21 protein-coding genes are annotated in these 25,768 nt (G+C 63.0%); 14 read left to right on the plus strand and 7 right to left on the minus strand.

Annotation, left to right across the window (positions count from 1 at the left end):
* Positions 1-113 precede the first annotated feature (113 nt).
* Positions 114-1,388, plus strand: coding sequence for an ATP-dependent Clp protease ATP-binding subunit ClpX (clpX, locus tag QKE30_RS07985; RefSeq protein WP_347934540.1), 1,275 nt, complete (start codon positions 114-116; stop codon positions 1,386-1,388).
* Here the strand turns inward: clpX and QKE30_RS07990 are convergent.
* Positions 1,385-2,194, minus strand: coding sequence for a hypothetical protein (locus tag QKE30_RS07990; protein WP_297667073.1), 810 nt, complete (start codon positions 2,192-2,194; stop codon positions 1,385-1,387). The two genes, clpX and QKE30_RS07990, sit on opposite strands and share 4 nt — an antisense overlap.
* Before the next feature lie 175 nt (positions 2,195-2,369).
* Here QKE30_RS07990 and QKE30_RS07995 point away from each other — a divergent pair, with 175 nt between their 5' ends.
* From QKE30_RS07995 to ndk, 7 genes are all read left to right on the plus strand, one after another.
* A complete protein-coding gene (locus tag QKE30_RS07995; RefSeq protein ID WP_347934541.1) occupies positions 2,370-3,362 on the plus strand; it encodes a malate dehydrogenase in 993 nt (330 codons plus the stop codon).
* Positions 3,363-3,452: 90 nt separating this feature from the next.
* On the plus strand, positions 3,453-4,532 hold the full coding sequence (locus QKE30_RS08000; protein WP_347934542.1) for an alpha/beta hydrolase: 1,080 nt from the start codon (positions 3,453-3,455) through the stop codon (positions 4,530-4,532).
* A gap of 46 nt (positions 4,533-4,578) precedes the next feature.
* The gene (locus QKE30_RS08005; RefSeq protein ID WP_347934543.1) at positions 4,579-7,377 is read left to right on the plus strand and encodes a valine--tRNA ligase; all 2,799 of its coding nucleotides are present in this window, start codon (positions 4,579-4,581) and stop codon (positions 7,375-7,377) included.
* Positions 7,374-8,927, plus strand: a complete 1,554-nt coding sequence (locus QKE30_RS08010; protein ID WP_347934544.1) for a folylpolyglutamate synthase/dihydrofolate synthase family protein — start codon at positions 7,374-7,376, stop codon at positions 8,925-8,927. Before QKE30_RS08005 ends, QKE30_RS08010 begins: the two co-directional genes overlap by 4 nt.
* A 198-nt stretch (positions 8,928-9,125) precedes the next feature.
* Positions 9,126-9,524 (plus strand): DUF4233 domain-containing protein, encoded by a 399-nt coding sequence (locus QKE30_RS08015; protein WP_239201197.1) that lies wholly within the window; start codon positions 9,126-9,128, stop codon positions 9,522-9,524.
* Positions 9,525-9,637: 113 nt separating this feature from the next.
* Entirely contained in the window at positions 9,638-10,975 is a 1,338-nt protein-coding gene (locus tag QKE30_RS08020) for a peptidoglycan recognition family protein (RefSeq protein WP_347934545.1), read from the plus strand.
* A gap of 54 nt (positions 10,976-11,029) precedes the next feature.
* Positions 11,030-11,440 (plus strand): nucleoside-diphosphate kinase, encoded by a 411-nt coding sequence (ndk, locus tag QKE30_RS08025; RefSeq protein ID WP_034973318.1) that lies wholly within the window; start codon positions 11,030-11,032, stop codon positions 11,438-11,440.
* 77 nt (positions 11,441-11,517) lie between these two features.
* Here ndk and QKE30_RS08030 read toward each other — a convergent pair whose 3' ends face one another.
* A complete protein-coding gene (locus QKE30_RS08030) occupies positions 11,518-12,282 on the minus strand; it encodes a hypothetical protein (RefSeq protein ID WP_239201072.1) in 765 nt (254 codons plus the stop codon).
* Between the two features lie 160 nt (positions 12,283-12,442).
* Between QKE30_RS08030 and QKE30_RS08035 the strand changes: the two genes are divergently transcribed.
* The 3 genes from QKE30_RS08035 (at position 12,443) to rpmA (ending at position 16,394) form a co-directional block, all read left to right on the plus strand.
* Complete coding sequence (locus QKE30_RS08035; protein WP_347934546.1) at positions 12,443-15,502, plus strand: Rne/Rng family ribonuclease; 3,060 nt, start codon at positions 12,443-12,445, stop codon at positions 15,500-15,502.
* Between the two features lie 277 nt (positions 15,503-15,779).
* Positions 15,780-16,082 (plus strand): 50S ribosomal protein L21, encoded by a 303-nt coding sequence (rplU, locus tag QKE30_RS08040; RefSeq protein WP_005296481.1) that lies wholly within the window; start codon positions 15,780-15,782, stop codon positions 16,080-16,082.
* A gap of 45 nt (positions 16,083-16,127) precedes the next feature.
* On the plus strand, positions 16,128-16,394 hold the full coding sequence (rpmA, locus tag QKE30_RS08045) for a 50S ribosomal protein L27 (RefSeq protein ID WP_005296479.1): 267 nt from the start codon (positions 16,128-16,130) through the stop codon (positions 16,392-16,394).
* A gap of 184 nt (positions 16,395-16,578) precedes the next feature.
* Here the strand turns inward: rpmA and QKE30_RS08050 are convergent, their stop codons facing one another.
* The 3 genes from QKE30_RS08050 to QKE30_RS08060 are packed head-to-tail and all read right to left on the minus strand — an operon-like array spanning position 16,579 to position 19,692.
* The gene (locus QKE30_RS08050; protein ID WP_239201078.1) at positions 16,579-17,358 is read right to left on the minus strand and encodes an ABC transporter ATP-binding protein; all 780 of its coding nucleotides are present in this window, start codon (positions 17,356-17,358) and stop codon (positions 16,579-16,581) included.
* Between the two features lie 3 nt (positions 17,359-17,361).
* Positions 17,362-18,489, minus strand: a complete 1,128-nt coding sequence (locus QKE30_RS08055) for an iron ABC transporter permease (protein ID WP_239201080.1) — start codon at positions 18,487-18,489, stop codon at positions 17,362-17,364.
* Between the two features lie 18 nt (positions 18,490-18,507).
* Positions 18,508-19,692, minus strand: coding sequence for an ABC transporter substrate-binding protein (locus tag QKE30_RS08060; protein WP_239201082.1), 1,185 nt, complete (start codon positions 19,690-19,692; stop codon positions 18,508-18,510).
* A gap of 218 nt (positions 19,693-19,910) precedes the next feature.
* On the opposite strand from QKE30_RS08060, the gene obgE reads away from it, so the two are divergent.
* Together obgE and proB are read left to right on the plus strand one after the other, a co-directional pair.
* Positions 19,911-21,422 carry a GTPase ObgE gene (gene obgE, locus QKE30_RS08065; protein ID WP_347934547.1) on the plus strand — a complete coding sequence of 504 codons (1,512 nt, stop codon included), beginning with the start codon at positions 19,911-19,913 and terminating at the stop codon, positions 21,420-21,422.
* A 54-nt stretch (positions 21,423-21,476) separates the two neighbouring features.
* A complete protein-coding gene (proB, locus tag QKE30_RS08070) occupies positions 21,477-22,820 on the plus strand; it encodes a glutamate 5-kinase (RefSeq protein ID WP_347934548.1) in 1,344 nt (447 codons plus the stop codon).
* An 80-nt stretch (positions 22,821-22,900) separates the two neighbouring features.
* Here proB and QKE30_RS08075 read toward each other — a convergent pair whose 3' ends face one another.
* Positions 22,901-23,263: a DoxX family protein gene (locus QKE30_RS08075; protein WP_239201097.1), complete on the minus strand. Its 363-nt coding sequence runs from the start codon at positions 23,261-23,263 to the stop codon at positions 22,901-22,903.
* A gap of 166 nt (positions 23,264-23,429) precedes the next feature.
* Between QKE30_RS08075 and QKE30_RS08080 the strand changes: the two genes are divergently transcribed.
* Positions 23,430-24,734, plus strand: a complete 1,305-nt coding sequence (locus tag QKE30_RS08080) for a glutamate-5-semialdehyde dehydrogenase (protein WP_239201098.1) — start codon at positions 23,430-23,432, stop codon at positions 24,732-24,734.
* A gap of 58 nt (positions 24,735-24,792) precedes the next feature.
* On the opposite strand, the gene QKE30_RS08085 is transcribed toward QKE30_RS08080, so the two are convergent.
* Complete coding sequence (locus tag QKE30_RS08085) at positions 24,793-25,635, minus strand: YwiC-like family protein (protein ID WP_239201099.1); 843 nt, start codon at positions 25,633-25,635, stop codon at positions 24,793-24,795.
* Positions 25,636-25,768: the final 133 nt, after the last annotated feature.

Genomic DNA, 25,768 nt, shown 5'->3' on the forward strand with positions numbered 1-25,768 from the left:
GGCTTTCAGCTTCCGCGGGGTTTTTGGTGTGGCGCAGTAGAATTGAAGGCCTACGAGGGTGCTAATCTAGCTGTCCCGCAAGTTACCCGATCCAAGAAAGCCTGATGTCCCGCATGCCTGAAAGCGCAGAGCTCCTGAAGTGCTCCTTCTGTGGAAAGAGCCAGAAGCAGGTCCGCAAGCTGATTGCCGGCCCTGGTGTTTACATTTGCGACGAATGCATCGAGCTTTGTAACGAGATCATCGAAGAGGAGCTGCTGGCCGTCGATCCTGCGGAGAGCTCCGCGAAGCTGCCGAAGCCTGCGGCGATTGCAGAGTTCCTGGATAGCTACGTGATCGGCCAGGACGAGGCTAAGCGCACGCTGGCCGTTGCCGTGTACAACCACTACAAGCGCATCCAGGTCGAGGAGTCGAACGCCGCCGCTCGCCGCTCCGACGACGAGGTGGAGCTGGCGAAGTCCAACATTCTGATGCTGGGGCCGACCGGTTCGGGCAAGACCTATCTGGCGCAGTCGCTCGCTCGAATGCTCGATGTGCCTTTCGCCATTGCGGACGCCACCAGTTTGACCGAAGCCGGCTACGTCGGTGAAGACGTAGAGAATATCTTGCTGAAGCTTCTCCAGGCCGCCGACTTTGACGTGGTGAAGGCCCAGCGCGGCATCATCTACGTCGACGAGGTGGACAAGATCTCCCGCAAGTCGGAGAACCCGTCCATCACCCGCGACGTGTCCGGCGAGGGCGTGCAGCAGGCTCTGCTGAAGATCCTGGAAGGCACCGTTGCCGCCGTTCCGCCGCAGGGCGGCCGCAAGCACCCGAACCAGGAGTTCATCCAGTTCGACACGAAGAACGTGCTGTTCATCGTGGCGGGTGCGTTCTCCGGGTTGGAGAAGGTCATTTCCGAGCGCCGCGGCAAGAAGGGCCTGGGCTTCGGCGCGGAGATCAGCGCGAAGTCCGAGGAAGATCCGAACCCGTTCCAGTTCGTGGAGCCGGAGGATCTGGTGAAGTTCGGTCTGATCCCCGAGCTAATCGGCCGCCTGCCAGTGCTGACTCACGTTGGCCACCTGGATGAGGACGCCCTCGTGCGCGTACTCACGGAGCCGAAGAACTCCCTGGTGCGCCAGTACCAGCGCCTGTTTGACATGGACGGCGTGCGCCTGACCTTCGAGGACGAGGCGCTGCGGGAGATCGCCCAGAAGGCGCTGGCGCGCGAGACCGGCGCCCGCGGCCTGCGGTCCATCATGGAAACCCTGCTGCTGCCGACCATGTTCGCCATTCCGGAAGATGAGGAAACCGGAGAGGTCATCATCACCGGCGCCTGCGCCCGCGGGGAGGCGGAACCGACCCTGCTGACCCACGAAGAGGTCGCCAGGCGGGATAAGAAGAGCGCCTAGTCGTGATATAGGTCCGATGGCGCCGAGGGGGCGTCATCAACCTCTTCATCCTCATGTCGCGCGTGGTTGTAGAGCGACGCGGCGACCGAGGTACCAATCACCGAAGAATGCGAAGCGTGGGTGTACGACGCGCCCTGGTTGGTGGGCATCGTGGTGGTGAGGAAAGCGATGACCGCATCGCACGTCAGGGTGCGCAGGCCGTCCTCGTTTTCGGGGGTGTTGGAATCCATGCCGTACAGGGCGTGGAACGTCGGGCCTTGGGTGACGGCGAAGGAGCACAGCGCAGTGATGAGTGCATAGGTATCCTCCGCGGACACACCGCTGCGGAAGGCACCAATATCGTGGCCGCGCATCAGCACGCGATCTAGGTGCAGCACCACCGGGGAATCCTCCAGCACACCGACGCGGTGGACGAGCTCCGGATCGCTCAGCAGGTTCTCCGCCACGATCAGGCGCACTGCGTCCGGGTGGGTGGCAAAGCGCGTGTAGGTGGCGGCGACGAGCTTGCGCATCTCGCGGACCGGGGAGTTATCCATCTCCGGGTTGTCATAACCATTTAGCGGCACGGGCCAGATGGAGGAGTGGGCATAACGCAGCGCCTCCTCGTATAGGCGGGCCGGGGAATTCAGCAGCTCGCAGTTGTGCGGCAGGCGTGCAGCCTGGGCGATCGCGGCCAGGTGCTCCGGCGTGAATGCGGCACCGACCCGAATGGCGATAGTCACGGCGGTGTTCATGGTCTGGATGTACTGCTGTTCGCCGAGGCCATACCAGGCCGCAGAGGCGGGAAGGTGGGGCTTATTCTGCACCAATTCAGTTTATCTATGAAGAAGCCGAACCTGCAGCACTGTGCAGCTAATCCAGGCTCGTGCGGGGGTGGCTGGAAGTAAGAGTGTAGTGAGAGTGCAGGGTGTCGGGCAGGTTATTACAGTGGGGAGAGGATTTAAGAAAACTCTCACCAACGCATTGCTTAAGGAGCCCCGCGTGACCACCAATAACCAGAATGCCGTTACCGTCACCGTCACGGGTGCCGGCGGCCAGATCGGCTACTCCCTGCTGTTCCGCATCGCCAAGGGGGAGGTCTTCGGCGACCGCGTAGTGAACCTGCGCCTGCTGGAGACCGAGCAGGGCCTGCAGGCCGCCCGGGGCGTGGCCCTGGAGCTGGCCGACTGCGCCTTCCCGCTGCTGGGGGAGGTCACCATCACCTCCGAACTCGACGAGGGCTTTAAGGATGCCAACGCAGTCTTCCTGGTGGGTGCCAAGCCCCGCCAGAAGGGTGAGGAACGCGCCGACCTGCTGGCCGCCAACGGCAAGATTTTTGGCCCGCAGGGTAAGGCGATCGCGGAGCACGCCGCCGATGATGTTCGCGTGATTGTCGTCGGCAACCCGGCGAACACCAACGCTGCGATCGTTGCGGCCCACGCAGAGGGCCTCGACCCGCGCCGCGTTACCGCCCTGACCCGCCTGGATCACAACCGTGGCCTGGCGCAGGTGGCGGACAAGCTGGGTGTGGCCGTGCGCGACCTGAAGAACATGACCGTCTGGGGCAACCACTCCGCCTCGCAGTTCCCGGACGTTGCGGAGCTGACGCTGAATGCCGAGAAGGTCGCCGACAAGCTGGATGCAGCGTGGGTAAACGACGAGTTCATCCCGCGCGTAGCTAAGCGCGGCGCGGAGATCATCGAGGTCCGCGGGCGCTCCTCGGCAGCCTCCGCAGCCAGCGGCGCGCTGGATCACATGCGCGACTGGGTGAACGGCACCGCTGAGGGCGACTGGGTTTCCGTCGCACTGCCTTCCGACGGCTCCTACGGAATCCCGGAGGGCCTGGTGTTCTCCTTCCCCTGCCGCTCCGTCAACGGCGAGTGGGAGATCGTGCAGGGCCTGGAGATCAGCCCGGCGCAGCAGGAGCGCATCGACGCAAACATCAAGGAGCTGCAGGAAGAGAAGGCCGCCGTTGTGGAGGCTGGCCTGCTGTAGTTTGCCGTAGTTTTTCTGTAGTTTCCTAAGGAAAAACTTTTTTCTGCATATCGCCACCCGGCCGCCTGGTCGGGTGGTTTTATGTTAGGCATGACCAATCCCACAGCCCCGATCCACTCCCAACCACTCCAGCACTCGCTTTTCAGCCAGCTCACCGCCCGCGCCGGGTGGCTGTTGCCCGCGATCCCCGAGCCGGTTCTGCGGATCTTCGGCTCCCGCACCAACTCCGACGGTGATCGTCTGGATTCCGACGTGCGCGCCTCCAGCCTGGTCACCGACCTGATGCACCCGGCGGACTATTCTCAGCAGTCCGTCGAGGCCACCCGCGCGGTTGTGGAGGATGCTGCGTACATGGCCGGCGGGCACGTCACCCAGGTCGGCTCCGTGGTGGAGGAGCGGATCCGGGGCGTGCGCGTGCGCCACTACCGTCCCACCGGTGCGGTCTCGCCGGACGAGGACCTGCCCACCCTGGTGTACTTCCACGGCGGCGGCTGGGTGGTCGGCTCCCTCGATTCGCACGATTCCACCTGCCGCTGGCTGTGCGAGGCCGCCCGCGTGGCCGTGCTCTCCGTGGACTACCGCCTGGCCCCGGAGCATCCTTTCCCCGCCGCGCCGGACGACTGCTGTGACGTGGTTGATGCCGCGATGGCGGGCGAGGTTAAGGGCGTCAATAAGAATAAGGTGGCCGTCGGCGGCGACTCCGCGGGAGGCAACCTGGCCGCCGTGGTGTGCCTGCGCCGTAAGCGCGAAGGGCGGGAACAGCCGCGTGCGCAGCTGCTGTTTGTGCCGGTTACGGACCTTTCCAGGCTGGATACGCCCAGCCACAAGGAGTTCTCCAAGGGGTACTTCCTTACCCAGGCGCACATGCAGTGGTATCGCGACCAGTACCTCGCCGATGACGTGCAGCGGCTGGACCCGGATGTGTCACCTCTGCTCGCCGAGGACGTCAGCGGTGTGGCTCCGGCCTATGTCGCCGTCGCTGGCTTTGATCCGCTGCGCGACGAGGGCACGGCCTATGCCGAGAAGCTGCGGGAGGCGGGTGTGCCCGTTTCTTTCCGACGCCACCCCGGCCTGATCCACCCCTTCGTGAATTCTTCGGGCGTGTGGCGTAACTCTGGGCGGGCGTTGGACGAGGCTGCCGGTGTGTTGCGGGCGGCGCTCGAGATGTAAATGCGCAGTGGGTGAGCGGGTGGTAGGCGGGTACTAGGAGGGGTGTATGCCCTGTCCGGGCCGTCTACTAGACTTGGCAGACGTGAGTGACTCCAGTTCTAAGGCAAATGGCTCTAACCCGATTGGTGCCGACCGCTCGGCACAGCTACCCGCGGCATGGGATCCCGCCGCAGTAGAGGAAAACCTCTACCAGGGGTGGGTGGATTCCGGCTACTTTAAGGCCGATCCTTCCAGCGATAAGCCGCCCTTCAGCATTGTGCTGCCGCCGCCGAACGTGACCGGCCAGCTGCACATGGGCCACGCGCTGGACCACACGCTGATGGATGCGATGGCTCGCCGCAAGCGCATGCAGGGCTTCGAGGTTCTGTGGCTGCCCGGCTCCGACCACGCGGGCATCGCCACGCAGACGAAGGTCGAGGCCAGCCTGAAGGAAACCGAGGACAAGGACCGCTTCGACTACGGCCGCGAGGCCTTCGTGGAGAAGGTCTGGGAGTGGAAGGATCAGTACGGCGGCGTGATCCAGCGCCAGATGCGCGCCATCGGTGATTCCGTGGATTGGTCGCGCGAGCGCTTTACCCTGGACGATGGCCTGTCCCGCGCCGTGCAGACGATGTTCAAGGAGCTTTTTGACGCCGGCTTGATCTACCGCGCGAATCGAATGGTGAACTGGTCCCCGGTGTTGCAGACTGCGATCTCCGACATCGAGGTTGTGTACTCCGACGACGAGGGCGAGCTGGTGAGCATCCGCTATGGCTCGCTGGACGATTCCGAACCGCACGTGGTCGTGGCCACCACTCGTGTGGAGACGATGCTGGGCGACGTGGCCGTTGCTGTGCACCCGGAGGACGAGCGCTACGCGGATCTGGTGGGAAAGACCCTGCCGCACCCGTTCCTGCCGGACCGGCAGATGATCGTGGTGGCCGACGACTACGTGGACCCGGAGTTCGGCACCGGTGCGGTGAAGATCACGCCGGCGCACGACCCGAACGACTTTGCGATGGGCCAGCGCCACGACTTGCCGATGCCGGTGATCATGGACGAGACCGGCCACATTGCGAACACCGGCACTGAGTTCGACGGCATGGAGCGCTACGAGGCGCGCGAGAAGATCCGCCTGGCGTTGGAGGAGCAGGGCCGCATCGTGGCCCGCAAGTTCCCCTACGTGCACAGCGTGGGCCACTCCGAGCGCTCCAAGGAGGCCGTGGAGCCGCGCTTGTCCGAGCAGTGGTTCGTCAAGGTTGACGAGCTGGCGAAGATGTCCGGCGATGCGATCCGCTCCGGCGATTCGGTGATCCACCCGTCCTCCCAGGAGCCGCGTTGGTTCGACTGGGTGGACGACATGCACGACTGGTGCATTTCCCGCCAGCTGTGGTGGGGCCACCGCATTCCGATCTGGTACGGCCCGAACGGTGAGATCGTGTGCTGCGGCCCGGACGACGAAGCGCCGACGGGCGAGGGCTGGCGCCAGGACGAGGACGTGCTGGACACCTGGTTCAGCTCCGCCCTGTGGCCGTTCTCCACGATGGGTTGGCCGGAGAAGACCCCGGAACTGGAGAAGTTCTACCCCACCAGCGTGCTGGTGACGGGCTACGACATTTTGTTCTTCTGGGTCGCCCGCATGATGATGTTCGCCACCTTCGCCTCCAAGCACACCCCTGAGGTGCTGGGCACGGGCAAGGATGACCGCCCGCAGATCCCGTTCAAGGACATTTTCCTGCACGGCCTGGTGCGCGACGAGCACGGCCGCAAGATGTCGAAGTCCCTGGGCAACGGCATCGACCCGATGGACTGGGTGCGCGACTACGGCGCGGATGCGCTGCGCTTCACCCTGGCGCGTGGCGCCAACCCGGGCTCCGACCTGCCGGTGGGTGAGGATGCCGCGCAGTCTTCCCGTAACTTCGCCACCAAGCTGTACAACGCCACCAAGTTCGCCCTGATGAACGGCGCGCGCGTGGGCGAGCTGCCCGCCCGCGAGATCCTGACGGATGCCGACCGCTGGATCCTGGACCGTCTGGAAGAGGTTCGCCAGCTGGTGGACGACGCGCTGGATCGCTACGAGTTCTCCCTGGCGAACGAGAACCTGTATCGCTTCGCCTGGGGTGAGTTCTGCGACTGGTATCTGGAGATCGCCAAGGTGCAGATCCCGCGCGATTGGGATAGCGCCACGGAGGAACAGGTCCAGCGGGGCATCAGCACCCAGATCGTGCTGGGCCGCGTGCTGGACGCGGTACTGCGCCTGCTGCACCCGGCCATGCCCTTTGTGACCGAGACGCTGTGGAAGGCGCTGACCGATGGGGAAGAGGGCTACTCCGACTCCCTGGTCACCGCCGAATGGCCGACCGCCGACCTCACCAACGGTGGGACGCAGACCGATGCCGATGCGGTACGCCGCATGGCGGACGTGGACAAGCTGGTCACCGAGCTGCGCCGCTTCCGTAGCGACCAGGGCGTGAAGCCCTCCCAGAAGGTGCCCGCCGCGCTGGATTTCGCTGCCGCTGACCTGGCGGACTTCGAGGAGGCCGTGCGATCCCTGGTGCGCCTGGAAATCCCGAAGGAAGGCTTCGCAGAGACTGCGTCCATTGAGGTCCGACTGTCCCAGGCAACCATCGCCGTGCAGCTGGATACCTCCGGCACCGTTGACGTTGCCGCGGAGCGCAAGCGCCTGGAGAAGGACCTCGCGGCAGCTCAGAAGGAGCTGGACAACGCAGCGAAGAAGCTGGGTAACGAAAACTTCCTGTCCAAGGCACCGGAGAAGGTCGTCGAAGGAATCCGCGAACGCCAGCGCGTCGCACAGGAGGAATTCGAGCGCATCACTGCCCGCCTGGAAGGCCTGCCAAAGGCATGAGCGACGACAAGAGTGCCGCCGGCAAAAGCTTCGAGGAAAAGGTCGGGGATAACTACCCGGAAGAGGTCACGCTCGATGAGGCAGGCCTAGCCCTGCCTATCGACGGTGTGGGGGCGGATGAGGCCGAGGTGGCGTCCGTACAAGAACGTCCCATTACGCCCGAAGACCTGGCCGTGCTGGCGGAGGTCGACGCGGAGCTGAACCAGCGCTGGCCGGAGACGAAGATCGACCCGACGCTCGAGCGCATCGAGATGCTCATGGACCTGCTCGGCCACCCGGAGCGTGCGTTCCCAGTGATCCACGTGGCGGGAACCAACGGCAAGACCTCTGTGGTGCGGATGATTGAATCGCTGATGCGCGCCTTCCACCGCCGTACCGGACGGACCACTAGTCCGCACTTGCAGATCGTCACCGAACGAATCGCCATCGACGGCAAGCCGCTGCACCCGCGCGACTACGTGGACACCTGGCGCGACATTCAGCCGATGGTGGAAATGGTGGATGCGAAGAGCCAGGCCGAGGGCGGCCCGCAGATGAGCAAGTTCGAGGTGCTGGTGGCCATGGCCTACGCGGCCTTCGCCGACGCGCCGGTGGACGTGGCCGTGGTGGAAACCGGCATGGGTGGCCGCTGGGACGCGACGAACGTGGTGAACTCCGACGTTGCCGTGATCACCCCGATAGGGCTGGACCACACGGACTACCTGGGCGACACGCTAGAGGACATCGCGGGTGAGAAGGCGGGCATCATCAAGGCCCGCTGGGATGCCGACGATCTGCTCACCCCGCCGGACAACGTGACCGTCGTCGCCGAGCAGGAGCCGGCGGCGATGCGCGTGCTGCTGGAAGAGGCCGTGGCGAAGGATTCCGCCGTCGCCCGCGCCGGGAGCGAGTTCGGTGTGGTCTCCAGCCAGATCGCCGTCGGCGGGCAGACCGTGACCATCTGCGGACTGGCTGGCGAGTACACAGACATCTTCCTGCCGCTCTCCGGCGAACACCAGGCACGCAACGCCGCCGTGGCCCTGGCTGCCGTGGAGGCATTCTTCGGGGCCGGAGCCGAGCGCCAGCTGGACGTGGACACGGTGCGGGAGGGCTTCGCCTCTGTCGCTTCGCCCGGGCGCCTGGAGCGCGTGCGCTCCACCCCGAGTGTGTTTATTGACGCCTCGCACAACCCCCACGGGGCGAAGGCCCTGGCTGCGGCCATCGACCGCGACTTCGAGTTCCGTCGGCTGGTCGGCGTGGTCGGCGTGCTGGGGGACAAGGATGCCCGCGGCATCCTGGCCGCCCTGGAGCCCGTGATGGACGAGGTCGTGGTGACGGAGGTGAACTCCCCGCGCGCCCTGCCGGTCGACGTGCTGGCCGAGTACGCGCGGGATGCCTTCGGCGAGGAGCGCGTGCACGTGGCCGCGAACCTGCCCGGAGCCGTGGAGATCGCCACCCAACTGGCCGAAGACGACGAGGACGGCGTGTTGTCCGGCGCTGGCGTGCTGATCACTGGCTCGGTGGTGACGGCCGGGGAGGCTCGGACGCTGTTCGGCAAGGAACCGGCGTAGGCGGCCAGGACAGGCGCCGGGACACTCGCCGGCGCCAGGAAAATTTTTTAAACGGAAGATCTACCAAGGAGCTGCACAATCGTGGCACAGAACCCGCACAACCGCAGTAAGGCTGGCGAGGACAGTGGGCAGAGTGGGCACAGTGGACAGGGCGAATTCGGCCCGCTGGGTCCCGGCCAGGCCCCGGCCAACGACCCGATGAAGGGCTTGCGCGGTGTGATGGCCGGAACGCACATCATGGAAGCCATCGTGATCCTGCTGGTGCTGACCGTCATCACCCGGGTGGATGCCGGTGCTTCCGCCACGACCTTCAACATGGCCTACGTGATCGGCCTGGGGGGTGCGATGATCGTCGCCGCCTTCCTGCAGAAGGCCAAGTGGGCCGACTGGTTGAACATTGCCCTGCAGGTGCTGGCGATCGCGGGCTTCATCGTGCACCCGGCGATGGGTGCGATGGGCGTGATCTTCGCTCTGTGCTGGTGGTACATCTACCACCTGCGCTCGAACCTGATGCGCCGCATGGAGCGCGGCCTGCTGCCCTCGCAGCACCTCGATGAGGAAGGTAACGTGCGGCGCCCGACTACCCCCGCCGACTAATCTTTGTGACGCCACATTCGCACCGTCTTTAACATCAGTAACACTCAACTGGGAATACCCTTAAATAGGGGTAAGTCTCCCGCTACCCCCGAATGTGGTTTATTATCCGGTGCATGACGTTAACGCGCCGTGCATTTTTCCGTTCTTCCACCGCTCTGGGGGCCGGCGTCGGTGGCTCTCTCCTCTTCGCCAACCGCAACAACATGGGGGTCTTCTCCTCCGCCGACGACGCACTCCCCGGTGCAGATCCCGCCGGAGCTGCCGGCGCACCGACCCCTGCCGAGCTAGAGGGCTTCACCGGGACGGGAATCGGCGTCAACCAAAAGGGCGAGCTACCCGGGGGCACCGGGTACCTCACCATCACCTTTGCGCCCGCAGCGACCGAGGCAGCGCAGGCGACCCTGCGCTTCGAGTTCCAGGACGGTCGCACCGAGGATCGCGTGGTGCAGCCCGAGGCGCACGACCGCGAGGGTGATGATTCCGCACTGAAGTCCGAACCGGTAGAGCTGCCCGAGGGTGCCACGGTCGTATGGCTGCCCGGCGAGGTTAACGACCCGGCGACGCGCCTGTTCCTCCACATTGTGGAGGCTCCGAAGGGGCAGGAAGAGCAGATCTTCGGCGCGGGCATTGCACCCTACGCTGCACCGATGGGCCTGCCCTCCAACCCGGCTGAACTGCAAAGCAGTCTGGCGACCGGAGCTGCGGGCCTGGCCGGCTCCCTGGCGCTGGCGGGCACCATCGCCGGAATCCTGCAGTCCAGTGGCCTGGCCAATCCGGGTGCTCCGGCTCCGGGTGGCGGCGCTGGCATCGGTGGCGCGAACGTGATCAACGGCCTGCGCGTGGTTTCCCGCCGCGAGTGGGGTGCCAACGAGTCGCTGATGGGGTGGACTCCCCGCTTCACCCGCGCGCAGCTCATTACTGTGCACCACACGGCGATGGCCACTCCTGCCAACGGCGACTACGCCGCGAACGTCCGCAGCATCTACGCCTTCCACGCCTCCCGGGCCAACGGCGGGCGCGGTTGGGGAGACATCGGCTACCACCTGCTGATTGCTCCGGATGGCACTGTGTTCCAGGGGCGCACCACCGGCACGGGTGGCCAGGCGGTCTTCCAGTCCGGCAGCTTGGGCGCATCGCCCATGTCCGTCACCGCAGGTCACGTGTACAACGCGAACGACGGCAATATTGGTGTGTGTCTGCTGGGGAACTTCATGCAGCAGGCTCCCACCCCGGCCGCCATCAACTCTCTTGTGCGCGTTCTCGGCCACCTGTGCCGTGGGTTGGGGCTAGACCCGCGCGGTAGCGTGCGCTACGTAAACAACGCGGCCCGCCTGAACTTGACCCGCCGCACGATCACCGGTCACCGCGACTGGGGCGACGTCTCCACTGCGACCGCGTGCCCGGGTGACCGTGCCTACGCACTGATGAATCAGGTGCGCAGCCGCGTATAGCGCCTGGGTGTTGCTGCGCTGTAGTGCCGTGACGCCACGTGTAGAATCACTGACATGACTGAACGCACTCTGATTCTGATTAAGCCCGACGGCGTTAAGAACGGCCACGTGGGCGAAATTATCTCCCGCATCGAAAAGAAGGGTCTGAAGCTCGTGGAGCTGGACCTGCGTACCGCTGACCGCGAGACCGCGGAGAAGCACTACGCTGAGCACGCCGATAAGCCCTTCTTCGGCGAGCTGGTGGACTTCATCACCTCCGCTCCGCTGGTTGCCGGCATCGTTGAGGGCGAGTCTGCTATCGCCGCTTGGCGTCAGCTGGCCGGTGGCACCCACCCAGTGGAGAAGGCCACCCCGGGCACCATCCGCGGCGATTTCGCTCTGACCGTTGGCGAAAACGTTGTTCACGGCTCCGACTCCCCGGAGTCCGCGGAGCGCGAGATCGGCATCTGGTTCCCGAACCTGTAAACAGCTGGAAAAAACCGCGGGCGCAGCGCGTCCGCGGTTTTTGCATATCAGGGGCTTTGATGAAGGCGAGGCGCGGCTTAGCCTCCGTGCCGCTCCTGGAAGTCTTGGGAGCCTTCCTTTGTCAGCGTGACCCATTTCCTCGCCCCATCGGTAGAGCGCAACTCCCGGATTTTCACAGCTTTGCCCTGCTCTACTAGCTTGTCCAGAGCTTCGTTCGCACTGCGAGTGGTCCATCCGTACCGCGAAAGATCCTCCTTCAAGGTATCGCTCAGGATCTGCAGCCCGCCCGGGACACATCGGCGGCAGTAGAGGAATGCCTGTAGCCACTCGGTGGGGTCCTCAATTCGCATCTCTCGCCCCAGTTTTTCCGGGTCGGTGTAGCGAGTGGGGCGCCAGGCGTCAAGAGTAACGACCCAGTACATCAACCCAACGGTGATCAGCGCGGCAATAGCGGCGAAGCCCCACCTGCCCTGGCTGCTAAACATGCTTGCGACCTGCGATATGCCGAATACGAGCGCAAGCACTAGCACTAAACGGCCTTCTTCCTTCCAACTGAAGGGGGTGCGGGCGGCTTCGGCGTCTGACTTCATGGGGGAGTAGTCGTTGCCGCGCACGCCGCCCCGCCGCAGGTAACGCCACCACACGACGCCAGCCAGGACGGCGGCGACGAGGATCCCCAGCGCTGGCAATGGTCCGGTGATCGGTGCGCAGAGGATGAACATCATCAGTCCGAAAATCAGCGAAATCACAAACTGCGCGGCTTTGCTGGGGCGCATGCCGTTTTGGACATCGGTGAGCACTGTCTGATCGAAGGCGACGGAGGGCGACGATGGGTTGGGCATGGCGTTCAGCGTAACAGTCGCGCACTTGAACACAGCGTTGTCGGATGGGTTGTCGGATGGATTCGAGACGATGTGAGACAATGGGGTACAGATCGGGTGCCCACAACGACGATGCGGCATGGCGATCAGGAAAACTTTGAAGACTTTAAAAGGAGATTTCGTGGCGACCATCAGCCCGGAAATTGCAGCTCAGGCTGCGAAAATTGATCGAGACAGTGTGGGGGAGAAGGTTCGCGTCCACACCGTTGCCAAGCAGTTGGGGATCCGCGCGACGGACTTCCTGGGTGTTCTGGCGGACCATGGCATTGAGGGGAAGAAGACGGCCTCGTCGCTGACTCAGGCGCAGGTCTTTTCTGTTTTGGACGCCCTCAGTGCCAGCTCCGAGCCATCTCAAGCAGACGAAAAGCCTGCGGAGGTAGAGGCTCCTGCGGCCGAGAAGCCGAAGAAGTCAGCTAAGAAGGCAGCGAAGAAGGCTACTAAGAAGTCTGCAAAGCAGACTGCGAAGAAGCGGACGAAGAAGTCCTCTGAGCCTGCTGAGCATGCCAAGCCCTCCAAGTCTGTCGAGCCTGCCGAGCAGAAAGAGCAGGTGGAGCAGGCTGTAGAGGATGCTACTGAGGTGGCTCCTGAAGCGGTTGCTGAGGAGACTTCTGAAAAGTCGGAGAAGAAGCCGGCCAAGCGAACCGCCAAGCGCTCTGTGAAGAAGACGGCGAAGCGCGCTGTAAAGAAGTCTGCCAAGAAGCCGCAGCAGGCTGAGGAACCAGAGCAGAAGCCGGAGAAGAAGTCGGAGCGGGCAGCAGCCCAGGTAGCGAAGCCTCAGGAAGAAAAGGCGCAGGAGGAGAAGGCACAGGAAGAAAATTCCGAGCAGAAGCCGGTGCGGCGCCGTCGAGTCCGCCGAGTCGTACGCCGCGTAGGAAGTGCGCGCCGGGCGGAGGAGCGGGCGTCAGAAGAGAAAGCCGAAGAGACCCCCGCGAAGAACATCGCGCCCGAGGATCTCCACCCGGCCGAGCGTGCCACCGAAGACCTGGTGGACGAGCCGGTGAAGATGAAGGGCTCAACCCGCCTCGAATCGCAGCGCCGCTGGCGGGCAAAGAACCGCGACAAGAACTACAAGGCCATCACCCGCGCCGAGTTCCTGGCCCGCCGCGAATCCGTGGAGCGCACGATGATCGTCCGTGACTCGGAGCGCACCGATCACAAGGGCATGATGACTCAGGTCGGCGTGGTAGAAGATGGTCAGCTGGTTGAACATTTCGTGGCGGATGCGACGCACCAGTCGCTGATTGGCAACGTGTACCTCGGCCGCGTGCAAAACGTGCTGGGCAGCATGGAGGCAGCCTTCGTGGACATCGGCACGGGCCGCAACGCCGTGCTGTACGCAGGCGAGATGGATTGGCGTTCGCCCCACCTGCACTCCAAGAGCCGCAAGATCGACCAGGCGCTGCGCCCGGGTGATCAGATCCTGGTGCAGGTGCTGAAGGACCCGATCGGACACAAGGGTGCGCGCCTGACCAACCGCATTAACTTTGCGGGCCGCTACCTGGTGTACTTCCCGGCGGGCACGACCGCCGGCATTTCCCGCAAGCTTCCCGCAGGCGAGCGCAAGCGTCTGAAGGACATCCTGGGTGAGGTCATCACCGGCGATGGCGGCGCGATCATCCGCACCGCTGCAGAGAATGCAACGGAAGAGCAGATCACTGAGGACGTGCAGCGCCTGGAGAAGCGTTGGCAGGAGATCCAGAAGCTCGAGAACAAGGAGCGCAACTCCAAGGGCTCCAAGCCGGTGACGCTCTACGAAGAGCCGAACATGCTGATCCAGGTCGTGCGTGATGTTTTCAACGCGGACTTCTCCGAGCTCATCATCGACGGCGATAAGTCCTGGCAGGCCGTGCGCGATTACCTGGGGCGCACCTCCCCGGAGCTGATGGACCGCGTACACAAGTGGAACCGCGGCAAGCACGACGGCCAGGATGCCTTCGCACCGTTGGACCTGGACCAGCAACTGGAAAAGGCTATGGCTCGCAAGGTGTGGCTGCCGTCGGGCGGTTACCTGATCATCGACCACACTGAGGCCATGACGGTCATCGACGTGAATACCGGTTCCTTTGTGGGTAGCGGTGGCAACCTCGAGGCCACGGTCACGGAGAACAACCTGGAGGCGGCCGAAGAGATCGTCCGCCAGCTGCGTCTGCGCGACATCGGTGGCATGATCGTCGTGGACTTCATCGACATGCTGCTGCAGCAGAACCAGGATCTGGTGCTGCGCCGCCTGTCGGAGTTCCTAGGCCGCGACCGCACGCGCCACAAGTTGGGTGAAGTGACCTCGCTGGGTCTGGTGCAGTTGACCCGCAAGCGATTGGGTACTGGTCTGCTGGAAACTTTCTCCACCCCATGTGAGGCTTGCGATGGACGCGGGTTCATCATGCATCCGGACCCGGTGGAGCAGAAGGACCCGGAGCCGCGACGCGACCACGGGCACCGCAAGGAGCGCCAGCAGGCTAAAAACCAGGGCAAGAACCAGCCCAAGGGGCAGTCCAAGGATCAGCCCAAGGGGCAGTCCAAGGGGCAGCTCAAGGAGCGAGGCCAGGGTAAGGCTCCGGAGCGTGGCCAGCGCGAGGATAAGCAGACCGAGCAGACCGAGCAGACTCAGCGGCCACAGTCTCTGCAGGGCACTCGCCGTCGCGTGCGCCGTGTGGTTCGTCGCGGTACCCCGCTCGCTGCCCAGGGATCCGAGCGGCAGGAGGAGCAGCCGGAACCAAAGCAGGAGCAGTCACAGAAGCGGGGAGGTAACGCTAAGGCGCGCAATCGTGCCAGCGACATCGAAGGCATCGTCGCCAGCGCCCGCAAGCGGTCCGCCCAGGAGGATCCGGACGAGCCTTCGGCAGCCGACAACGCAGAGCGGCCGGAGCAGAATAAGGTCGCGGCTAACAGGGTGCGCCGTCGCCGCCGCGTAGTGCGTTCGGCGCACACGAACGCGCGCAGTGCTCGTTCTTCTTCGGGGCGGGACGCCCACTCTTCCGCCGCCAACCAATCCAGTTACGAGGAAGCGAAGCGCAAGTTCGAGGAATCCCCACGCCGGAAGCGACAGACAAGAGGCAACTCTAAGTCTGATTTTGCCCCGCGACCGGAGGACTTCGGCGTCACAAACAATAGCGCCGAAAAGGGCGGTGAGAAGCCCCGTTCGCGTGGCCGTCGCCGGCGAGTGGTGCGCAAGACGAACTAGTTCCGAGCGAAAGCAAAGGGATTTGGTTTTTAGCCCCCTGACCGGGTAGTCTTAACCAGTCGCTGTTCGTTCCGCCGGTGACCAGCCTTAACGCGCGCGTCGCCGGGGACTGCGCGAGTGCACTAGCTTCTAGCAAGTTGTGCTCGCACAGTGTGCACAGAAGTGCCCCGGGCGCTTTTGGGGGAACGAACGCAGCTAAGCAAAAGTAACAGTCAGGATGCTTCCTTCCCGCAGGGGGCTGCCTGAGCCGATTAGAGAAATAAAGGGGTAGCCCTACATGTACGCGATCGTCAAGACCGGCGGAAAGCAGTACAAGGTTGCCGAAGGTGACCTCGTCAAGGTCGAGAAGATCGAGGGTGAGCCGGGTTCGTCCGTGGCTCTCACCCCGGTTCTCGTCGTCGATGGCGCAAACGTCACCACCGGTGACAAGCTGGCATCTGTCAACGTCAACGCTGAGATCGTTGAGCATGTTCGTGGACCGAAGATCCGCGGCATGCACTACCGCAACAAGACCGGTTACAAGCGCCGCTTCGGCCACCGTCAGAGCCTCACGGTTCTGAAGGTCACCGGTATCAAGTAAACTACCGAGACACTTCGATTTTCTTCCTTAAGGAGGGAGAGACTAATGGCACACAAGAAGGGTGCATCTAGCTCCAACAACGGCCGTGACTCCGAGTCCAAGCGTCTCGGTGTGAAGCGCTTCGGCGGCCAGCAGGTCAAGGCCGGCGAGATCCTGATCCGCCAGCGTGGCACCTCTTTCCACCCGGGTGAGAACGTTGGCCGTGGTGGCGACGACACTCTGTTCGCCCTGAAGGCCGGCGCCGTACAGTTCGCTACCAAGCGTCGTCGCCGCGTGGTGAACATCGTCGAGAACGAGGCAGTCGAGGCCTAAGCTCTCGCTAGCCTTCGCTAGCTCTTGGCATAGCTTCGGTTGAGCCCACGTAGAGCTTGAAAATCCAGTGGACGCACTAAGTGCGTGCACTGGGTTTTTGCGTTTCCATACTGTAATGAAATCCTTCATATTAGCCATGAAAATAGCCCCGGCGGAACCGGGGCTTGTCTTGGAGTAGTCAATGCTACTTAAGGCTCGGCGTTGACTCCTCGACAGGGCAGATCACTGGCGTGCCATCATCGTTAAGCACCTTCGCCCGCAGTCCGTAGACCTCGTCTAGCAGGCCAGGAGTCAGCACCTCGGAAGGTTGCCCCTGCGCCATTAGGCGCCCCCGGTGGAGCACAATAAGCTGATCACAGTATCGCGCCGCTAAGTTCAAGTCGTGAATCGCAATCAGCGCGATCGAATCCTTTTGGGATACCTCTTGGCGGATGAGCTGCAACAGTTCCACCTGGTGCCGCAGATCAAGGGCAGACGTCGGCTCGTCCAGAAGTAGCACCTCGGGCTCGCGCACCAGCATCTGTCCCACGGCGACCAGCTGTCGCTGCCCACCCGACAGCTCGTGAACATAACGCGAAGCCAGGTGTGTAATCCCCAGCCGCTCCAGCACTGCGGCCGCTTGTTCCTGTGCGGTTGCGGCCGCTGCCCGGCGTGTCGATCGTTTCGTCGCCACGAGGATCGATTCGAAGGCCGTCAGGGAAGCACTGGACAGCAGGTCTTGCGGAACATAGCCAATCGCGTCGCGCCGGTTAGTGCCGGATAGTTCCTCGCCGTTGCTGGTGACTCGGCAGGTGCCTGATGACGCCCGCTGTATCCCAGCAATCGTCTTCACCAGGGTGGACTTTCCCGCGGCATTGGGCCCCAACAGGCCGGTGATGGACCCCGGCTGAAAGCCGGAAGCGGATACTCCCTGCAGAACCGGATTCTTGCCGTAGCGGACGTGGATATCTTCGATAGTCAGCATGGGCTAGGACCCCCAGACCGTGCGTCGGCGGACGAACACCAGAATGAGGAAGAAAGGAACTCCCACCAAGGATGTGATGATGCCGATCGGCACCGCCACGCCAGGAACCGCAGTGATCGATACCGCGTGTGCAGCGGCCAGCAACAGAGCTCCGGCCGCCATGGATGCAGGGGCGAAGTAGCGCTGATCCTCGCCGACGAGCATGCGGGCGACGTGGGGGCCGACCAGGCCGATGAAGCCGATCACGCCCGCGAACGCTACCGCGCTGGCTGCCAGTAGGGAGGAGACTATGAGTGTGGTGACGCGCAAGCGCTGGACGTTGATTCCCAGCGCCGCCGCGCGATCATCGCCCAGTCGTAGGGCAGTGAGCTTCCACGAATTCAGGATGGTGAAAGGAATCGCGACTGCCAACGCACCGAAGATGATGGCGTTAGACGTCCAGTTCGCGCGCTGGAGCGAACCCATCGTCCAGAATACGATCTGCTGCAGTGCCTCGGTTGTCGCGCGGTATTGCATCAGGGAAAGCATTGCCTGGAACAAGAACACCAGCGCAATTCCGAGCAGAATCATAGATTCTGCGCTGGCACCGCGCCACAATGAAGCGCCCGCCACGATAAATACCGCCACTAGCGAGGCCACCCAAGCCACGGCTGCGAGGTTGAACTGCGGGTTAGCCAGCACCGTCCAGCCCAACACAATGGATGCGGCTCCGCCGAACGCCGCTGCTGCGGAGATGCCAAGGGTGAACGGTTCCGCTAGCGGGTTATCCAGGATGGTTTGCATGTGCGCCCCGGATAGGGAGAGCGAGGCGCCGATGAGAACGGCCATCACTGACGCAGGCAGGCGTAGGTTCCATAGGACGGTGTGGGTGGTCTCATCGACACCGTTGGGGTCGATGAGTGCCTTCCATAGTTCCATCAAGCTCAGGTCGATGGGGCCGACGATCGTGGCGACGGCGAAGGCTGCGAAAGCAGCGATGGATAGCGCGAAAATGGCGAGGATTTTCCGCCTGGCCTGGCGACGATACTGTTCGACGACTGCGCTGGCTCCGGCCGGAAGCGCAGCATCGTGAGCGTTGGATATCTCGCCTTCGTCCGTTGATGACTTGTCTGGGATTAAAAGGTGGGACATGGGGGTTACTTCTTGGGGTTAGCTTTTGGTGGAGGTGAAGAACGTTCCGGAGTACTCGAACGGCAGCCAGTTCGTGTGGAAGTCCGCGAAGTCCTTCTCTACGTCTAGTTCCTGGAACAGTTCGGGGTGCAGCCATTGTGCGAACTGCTCAAGGGCGAAAACGTTAAACGGGGAATCGTAGAACTGGTGGTAGACCGCGTGTAGCTTGCCCTCCTTGGGAGCATTCAACGAATTAAAACCAGGCGTGGCCAGCAGTCCCTTGAGGGTCTTCTCAGATACGTCGGGCTTGGCCGTGTAGCCGAGCTCCACGTGCGGCAGCACCTCGGGCTTTTCGGGATCCTTGGCCCATGCGCCGCCTGTGGCAATGATCTGCTCTGGCTGTTCGGCGAGGACCTTCTCTGCGGTGAGGTCCCCGGATTCCGTGTCCAGCAGGTCGTCGCCGATGTTCTTTCCTCCCGCAGCGTTGACCAGATCGCCGAGGTTGGAGTTCTTCACAGTGCCGCAGCAGTCCTTCATGCCCGCCGCGCGCCAGACCAGGGTCTTCGGCTTGTCTTTTGCCTTGTTTGCACGGTCGGTGACGTCCTTAACCTTGCCGGAGTAGAAGTCGTTGAACTCCTTGGCTTTATCTTCCTTGCCTAGCAGTTGACCGTAGAGGCTCATCGTCTTGGTGGTGTTCTCCAGCGGCTTTTGGCGGAAGTCACTGAATACGTACTTCAGTCCAGCCTGATCCATCTTGTCCAGTAGGCCGGATTCTTCGGCGGCCTTCTTGTGATCTAGGGAAAGTACGGTGACGTCCGGTTTGTGGGCAAGTAGGTTCTCTACGGTCACATCGCCCTTAGAAATGTTTCCAACGGTCGGGAGGTCGCTGTACTTTTTGTCCGCCTTGGAGAGTTTCTCTTCGAAGGTGGGAGCGGCGGAGTGCATGTCGGAGCCGATGGCCACGATGTGCTCCGTTGGGTTTTCCTTGTTCAAGATGGAGGTGGCGAATAGTCCGCGACCCTCTGCGAGGAGGATCTTCTCTGGGCGAGAGTCGAAGGTGACCTGCCGGCCGGTCACATCGGTGATGGTGATGGCGGAGCCGGACTTACTAGCGCCGGAAGCGTTGCCGTCGCTGGGGTTAGATGCGCCGCAGGCTGCGAGGCCGAGGGCAGTGGTTGCTGCTACGACGCCGATGCAGACTTTGCGAAGCGGAGAAAAACGCATTGTTCATCCTTACGTGAGGGGTGTGAGAGGCTGGGCCGAGCCCACTCTCATGCTTAGCTTAGCCTTACCAGTGGCAAGGGTAGGCTAACTATAGTTCACGTATGCCTATGGAGGAAACACAGGGTTCGGATTCTCCACCTTTTAGGCCGCTACCCCAAACACAGATAGACTCGGAGCTCGAAGTATTAATTGGGGCGAAAAGAAAGCAAGGGAAAGCTATGCCACAGTTCGTTGATCGCGTAGTGCTGCATCTGCAGGCCGGTGACGGCGGCCACGGCTGCGCCTCTGTTCACCGCGAGAAGTTCGTCCCCCTCGGTGGCCCCGACGGCGGTAACGGCGGCCACGGCGGAGACATCATCCTGGAAGTCTCCTCACAGGTGCACACCCTGTTGGACTTCCACTTCCACCCTCACATCAAGGCTCAGCGTGGCAACAACGGCGCTGGCGATCACCGACACGGTGCGCGCGGGGAAGACCTCGTACTCCAAGTGCCGGAAGGCACCGTTGTGCTTAACTCCAAGGGCGAGGCAATTGCCGACCTGACAGGCAAGGGCACGCGGATGATCGTCGCCGCGGGCGGACATGGCGGGTTGGGGAACGCGGCGTTGGCGTCCAAAAGCAGGAAGGCCCCGGGCTTCGCGCTACTGGGCGAACCTGGCGAGGCAAAAGACGTCATCCTCGAGCTTAAGTCCATGGCAGACGTCGGCCTGGTGGGCTTCCCGTCGGCGGGTAAGAGCTCGCTGATTTCCGTGCTGTCGGCCGCGAAGCCGAAGATCGCGGACTACCCGTTTACGACCCTGGTGCCGAACCTGGGTGTGGTCAACGTCGGCCACGAGGTGTTCACCGTCGCCGACGTGCCGGGTCTGATCCCCGGCGCCAGCGAGGGCAAGGGCCTGGGGTTGGACTTCCTGCGCCACATCGAGCGCACCGCCGTTTTGGCCCATGTTGTGGACGCCGCCTCGCTGGAGGCAGACCGCGATCCGGTCGCGGACATCAAGGCCCTGGAGAAGGAGCTGGCCAACTACCAGGAGGAGCTGGCGAGCGACTCCGGGCTGGGCGACCTACGCGAGCGCCCGCGCGTGATCATCCTGAACAAGATGGACGTGCCCGATGCTGCCGACATGGCCGACCTGCAGGAAGAAGAGCTCAAGGAGTTCGGCTGGCCGATCTTCCGCATCTCCACCGTGGCGCACAAGGGCTTGGACGAGCTGAAGTATGCGCTGCTGGACATCGTGAAGGCCCACCGCAAGGCCAATCCGGTGGAGGAGAAGCCCGCACAGGTGATTACCCCGAAGGGGCTGCGCAAGCGCTCCGGCGGACGGTTTGCCGACTTCGAGGTGGAGGTCGACCCGTCCGCCGAGGATGCCTTCATCGTCCGTGGCGAGAAGATCGAACGCTGGATCCGCCAGACCGACTTCGAAAACGACGAGGCCGTGGGCTACCTGGCCGACCGTCTGGCGAAGGCCGGCGTGGAGGAAGCACTCTACAAGGCCGGCGCGGACGCGGGCAGCGAGGTAACGATCGGGGAGATCACCTTCGAGTGGGATCCGCAGACCGCCGCCGGTGTGGACGTCATGCGCAGTGGGCGCGGCACCGACATACGCCTGGAGCAGAACACCCGTGCTACCCCGGAGGAACGCAAGCGCGCCTCGCAGGCCCGCCGCGGCCTGATCGACGAGAACGATTTCGGCGACGGGGAGGTCGCAGAGCGCGAACGCTGGCAGGGGTAGCCACGTTGAACCAATCTGCACAACCCCGGGAGCGGGGCTGGCATACTAGTGTGTATGTCATCCTCCGATTCCGACATTGCAGACGAAAAAGAGTTCAGTTCAGCCCAGTCCGCGTTTAGCTACGCAGGACCGGGGGAGATGACTCCCGAATTAGCCACGCCCGTGCCGACCTACGGGCAAAGGCCAGTGCACGAGCCGGGCCCAGTGGTACCCGCGACGTCCATTGAGTTCCCCGAACCGGAGGCGGACGAAGACGATCCGGCAATGGGGCACGATTCCGATGTGCGTGCCGACATTGCCCACGCCCGCCGTCTGGTGGTGAAGATCGGATCTTCCTCCCTGACCGACGACGACGGCCGTGTGGACCCGAACCAGATCGACATGATCGCCGACGCGCTGGAGGCGCGCATGGCGCGCGACACCGACCTCATCGTCGTTTCCTCTGGTGCTGTGGCCTGCGGCATGGGCCCACTGGAGCTCGCCCAGCGCCCCACCGACCTGGCTACCAAGCAGGCCGCCGCGTCTGTCGGCCAGGTGCTGCTGGCCCAGGAGTGGGCGCGTAGCTTCGCCCGTTACGGTCGTACTATTGGCCAGGTTCTTCTTACTGCTTCGGACGCCGCAGAGCGCGACCGCGCACGCAATGCCCAGCGAACCATTGACCGCTTGCGCCAGCTGAAGGCCGTGCCGATTGTCAACGAGAACGATACGGTTGCTACCTCTGAGATGCGCTTCGGTGATAATGACCGCTTGGCTGCTTTGGTGAGCCACCTGGCTTTCGCGGATGCCTGCGTGCTGCTCTCCGACGTGGACGGCCTGTACGACCGTAACCCGGCCGAACCGGGCGCCCAGTTCATCGCCGAGGTGAAGAGTTCCAAGGATCTGAAGGGCGTGGCTGCAGGCGACGGTGGCCGCCTCGGCACTGGTGGCATGGCGGCGAAGGTATCGGCTGCCCGCCTGGCCTCCCGCGCGGGCGTGCCGGTGTTGCTGACTTCCACGGAGAACATCGGCGCGGCCCTGGATACCGCGGAGGTAGGGACCTGCTTCTGGCCGGATCAGGATCGCCTGAGCGCATGGAAGTTCTGGGTGCTGTACGCCGCAGATTCTTATGGCCAGCTGCACCTGGATGCCGGCGCGGTGCATGCAGTGACCGAGAATCACAAGTCCCTTCTGTCGGTGGGTATCACCAAGGTCGAGGGCGACTTCTCGCAGCGCGACGTGGTGGACCTGGTGGGGCCGGATGGCAACATCGTCGGCCGTGGTGAGGTGGCATACGATTCCGCCATGCTGCACGACCTGATTGGCCAGTCGACCTCCGACCTACCCGAGTTCGCCCGGAGGCCCGTGGTGCACGCCGACTACATGTCCCATTACGCTAACCGAGCGCAGCTAAAGGGTTAGTAGGGGTGTGATCCCTTGGCCCGGAGGGGCTGAAGCCGCGTTAGCTGCGCGGCGGTGCCGTTGTGTGGCGAAGCAAGCCCCTACATGGACTTCGCATTAAAGGAAAGGACGCCTGCGCTAAGAGCCGTCATTCCCAGGCAGTTGATCCAGAATTCTGATCCGAGGAAGTTCGCCTTAATGTGAGCGATGATTGCGGAAAGGAAATAGCCCAGTACACCTACTGAGACCGTTGTCGCGACTGAAGCGTTGCCGGTAGCCGCACCGTAAACCAGCCCTGTGGCTGCGAGAGACTTGATCGCGATCAGCGCCCACCACCAATCTTCGGGAAACTTAACGCCCTCCAGGCAACGGCGTATGAACTTAGGCGGCTTGACGGAGATCAATGCGTCACCGGCGAGAACGGCAGCCAAAAGGTAGCTGCCGCGTGTTGCTAGGGAACTCATTCGGATTCCTTTCTGCGAAAGTCGAAGACAAAGCAGTTCATGAAAATATGCTTCAACTTCGGGGAAGCGGTGCTTTAAGTCACACTACCCTCAAGGAACCGATGCTGCATTCAGGTTTCCAACAACGTGCCGCAGCTTAGGGGCTAGTTCGCTAGCATGGGTTGGTATGACAAACTCCAACGAAGCTAAAGAGAACACCCTTTCCCCAGAACGCCAGGCAGAACGCGACGAAGTTCTAGCCAAGGCTAAAAAGGCCAAGGAGGTCAGTTCCCAGCTGCTGCTGAACACCCAGCAGAAGAACGATCTGCTGGCTGACGCAGCAGATGCGCTGGAGGCTAATGCGGCGGACATTATCGCCGCCAACGAGAAGGATATTGCAGCGGGCAAGGAGCGCGGCTTCGCCGACTCCCTGTTGGACCGCCTTGCGCTGGATACCGAGCGCATTTCCGGTATTGCCGGCGGCCTGCGCCAGGTCATCGGGCTATCGGATCCGGTGGGCGAAATCGTCCGCGGACACACCCGTCCCAACGGTCTGCGTATGAAGCAGGTGCGTGTGCCGCTGGGTGTGATGGGCATGGTCTACGAGGCTCGCCCCAACGTTACCGTCGATGCTTTCGGCCTGGCCATCAAGTCCGGCAACGTGCCGCTGCTGCGCGGCTCCAAGTCTGCTCGCCATACCAATGAAAAACTGGTGCAGATCCTGCAGGATGTTGCCGAAAGCCACAACCTGCCGCGTGAGCTGGTGCAGCTGCTGCCGTGCGATACCCACGACTCGGTGCAGGACCTAATTACCGCCCGTGGCCTGGTGGATCTGGTTATCCCGCGCGGCGGCGCTGGGCTGATCAACGCAGTGGTGCTGGGTGCTACCGTGCCCACTATCGAGACCGGTACGGGCAACTGCCACTTCTACATTGACTCCTCTGCGGACATCGAGGAAGCCACCAAGCTGGTTATTAACGGCAAGACCCGCCGTTGCTCCGTCTGCAACGCTACCGAGGTTGTGCTGCTGGATTCCGCCCTGCCGGACCCGGACAAGATCTACGTACTGGAGGAGCTGCAGAAGGCCGGCGTGACCCTGCACGGTGAGAAGAAGCAGCTGGATCCGCTGATCAACGACGTCGTCCAGGCGGAGGAAACCGACTGGACCGACGAGTACCTGAGCTTTGACATTGCAGTGGCCATCGTCGACGGCGTAGAGGAAGCCGTGACCCACATCAACCGTTACGGCACCAGCCACACCGAGGGGATTGCCGCCCGCGACTACAAGACCACTAGCTACTTTGAGCAGTACGTCGACGCAGCCGCAATCTCCATCAACACCTCTACCGCCTGGACGGACGGAGAGATGTTCGGCTTCGGTGCGGAGATCGGCATCTCCACCCAGAAGCTGCACGCCCGCGGCCCGATGGGGCTGCCGGAGCTGACGAGCACCAAGTGGGTTATCAACGGCGAAGGCCAGGTTCGCCCCTAAGTGTGGCGCTGGCGCTCACTTCTCCGGTTGATAAATGGGCGTCATAAAGAAAGAACAGCTACACCACGAGCGTAAGGCTCGCGCCGACTGCCAGGACCAGACACATCGGTATCTCCCACATGCCGACCTTCTTGGGCGTCCACTCGCGGGGGTTAGCCTTGGCGATCGGTGGGATCAGCTTGGCGCGCAGGGCAGCGGCGGCCATCACCAGGATCATTAGCGGGCCGCTGGCGGTGTAACCACCGTCGATAGCGGCCGTTAGCGAGGTGATGAGCGTGATCAACAACGCGATGCGGTGGTAACGCAGCGAAACCCGCTCGAAGGGCGCGTTATCCCTCTCGCGGATAATGGTCTTCACGTAGAAAATCGTGCCCGTGAAGTACAAGCCGATGACCAGTGTGGTTACCCAAACGGCGACGGGGGCCTCGCTGAAGAACCACGGCAGGATGGAGAAACCGCTGGCAGAGACCGCGACGATGTACATGAGGGCACTTGCCACCGTGGTGGAGATACCGGAGATGAGGCTACGGGGGCGCCTCCTGAAGACCTCCATCAGAGCCACCGCGATCAGTGGCACAAACGGCACGCACCACCACAGCAATCGCGGCTGCAGATACAGCACAATCGCGGAGAATATGGCGGTTAGAGCCCCGTACGTCAGCGTGGGCCAGAGGTAAGCGCGACGGCGGGCGGGTGCGCGGGTTTTGAACCACAGGCCGAAGGCGAAGAACGTGAAGTAGCCGAAAATCCAGGCCAGAGGCATGAAGGTCAGCGCCAACCACTGCACCGGATTGCCGTAGGACGGAGCGATAACAGCGGCGGTGATCAGCCCCGTGGCGATCGGCAAAATGAGCATCGCCCATGCACCGTGCTGATTTGGGACCCAAGCGTTCGTACTCATCGCTAGATCGGACACTCCCTGCTGTTTCACCTATAATTTGGGCGATCGAACGCCCACACATCCCCAGACTAGAATCTTCCGGCAGGAAACATAAAGCCCCGGGCGGCCGGAAGCGCGGCCCGGAAGAAGAGAA

The sequence above is a fragment of the Corynebacterium sp. c24Ua_83 genome, from assembly GCF_039907245.1.
In the GTDB taxonomy this organism is placed as follows: domain Bacteria; phylum Actinomycetota; class Actinomycetes; order Mycobacteriales; family Mycobacteriaceae; genus Corynebacterium.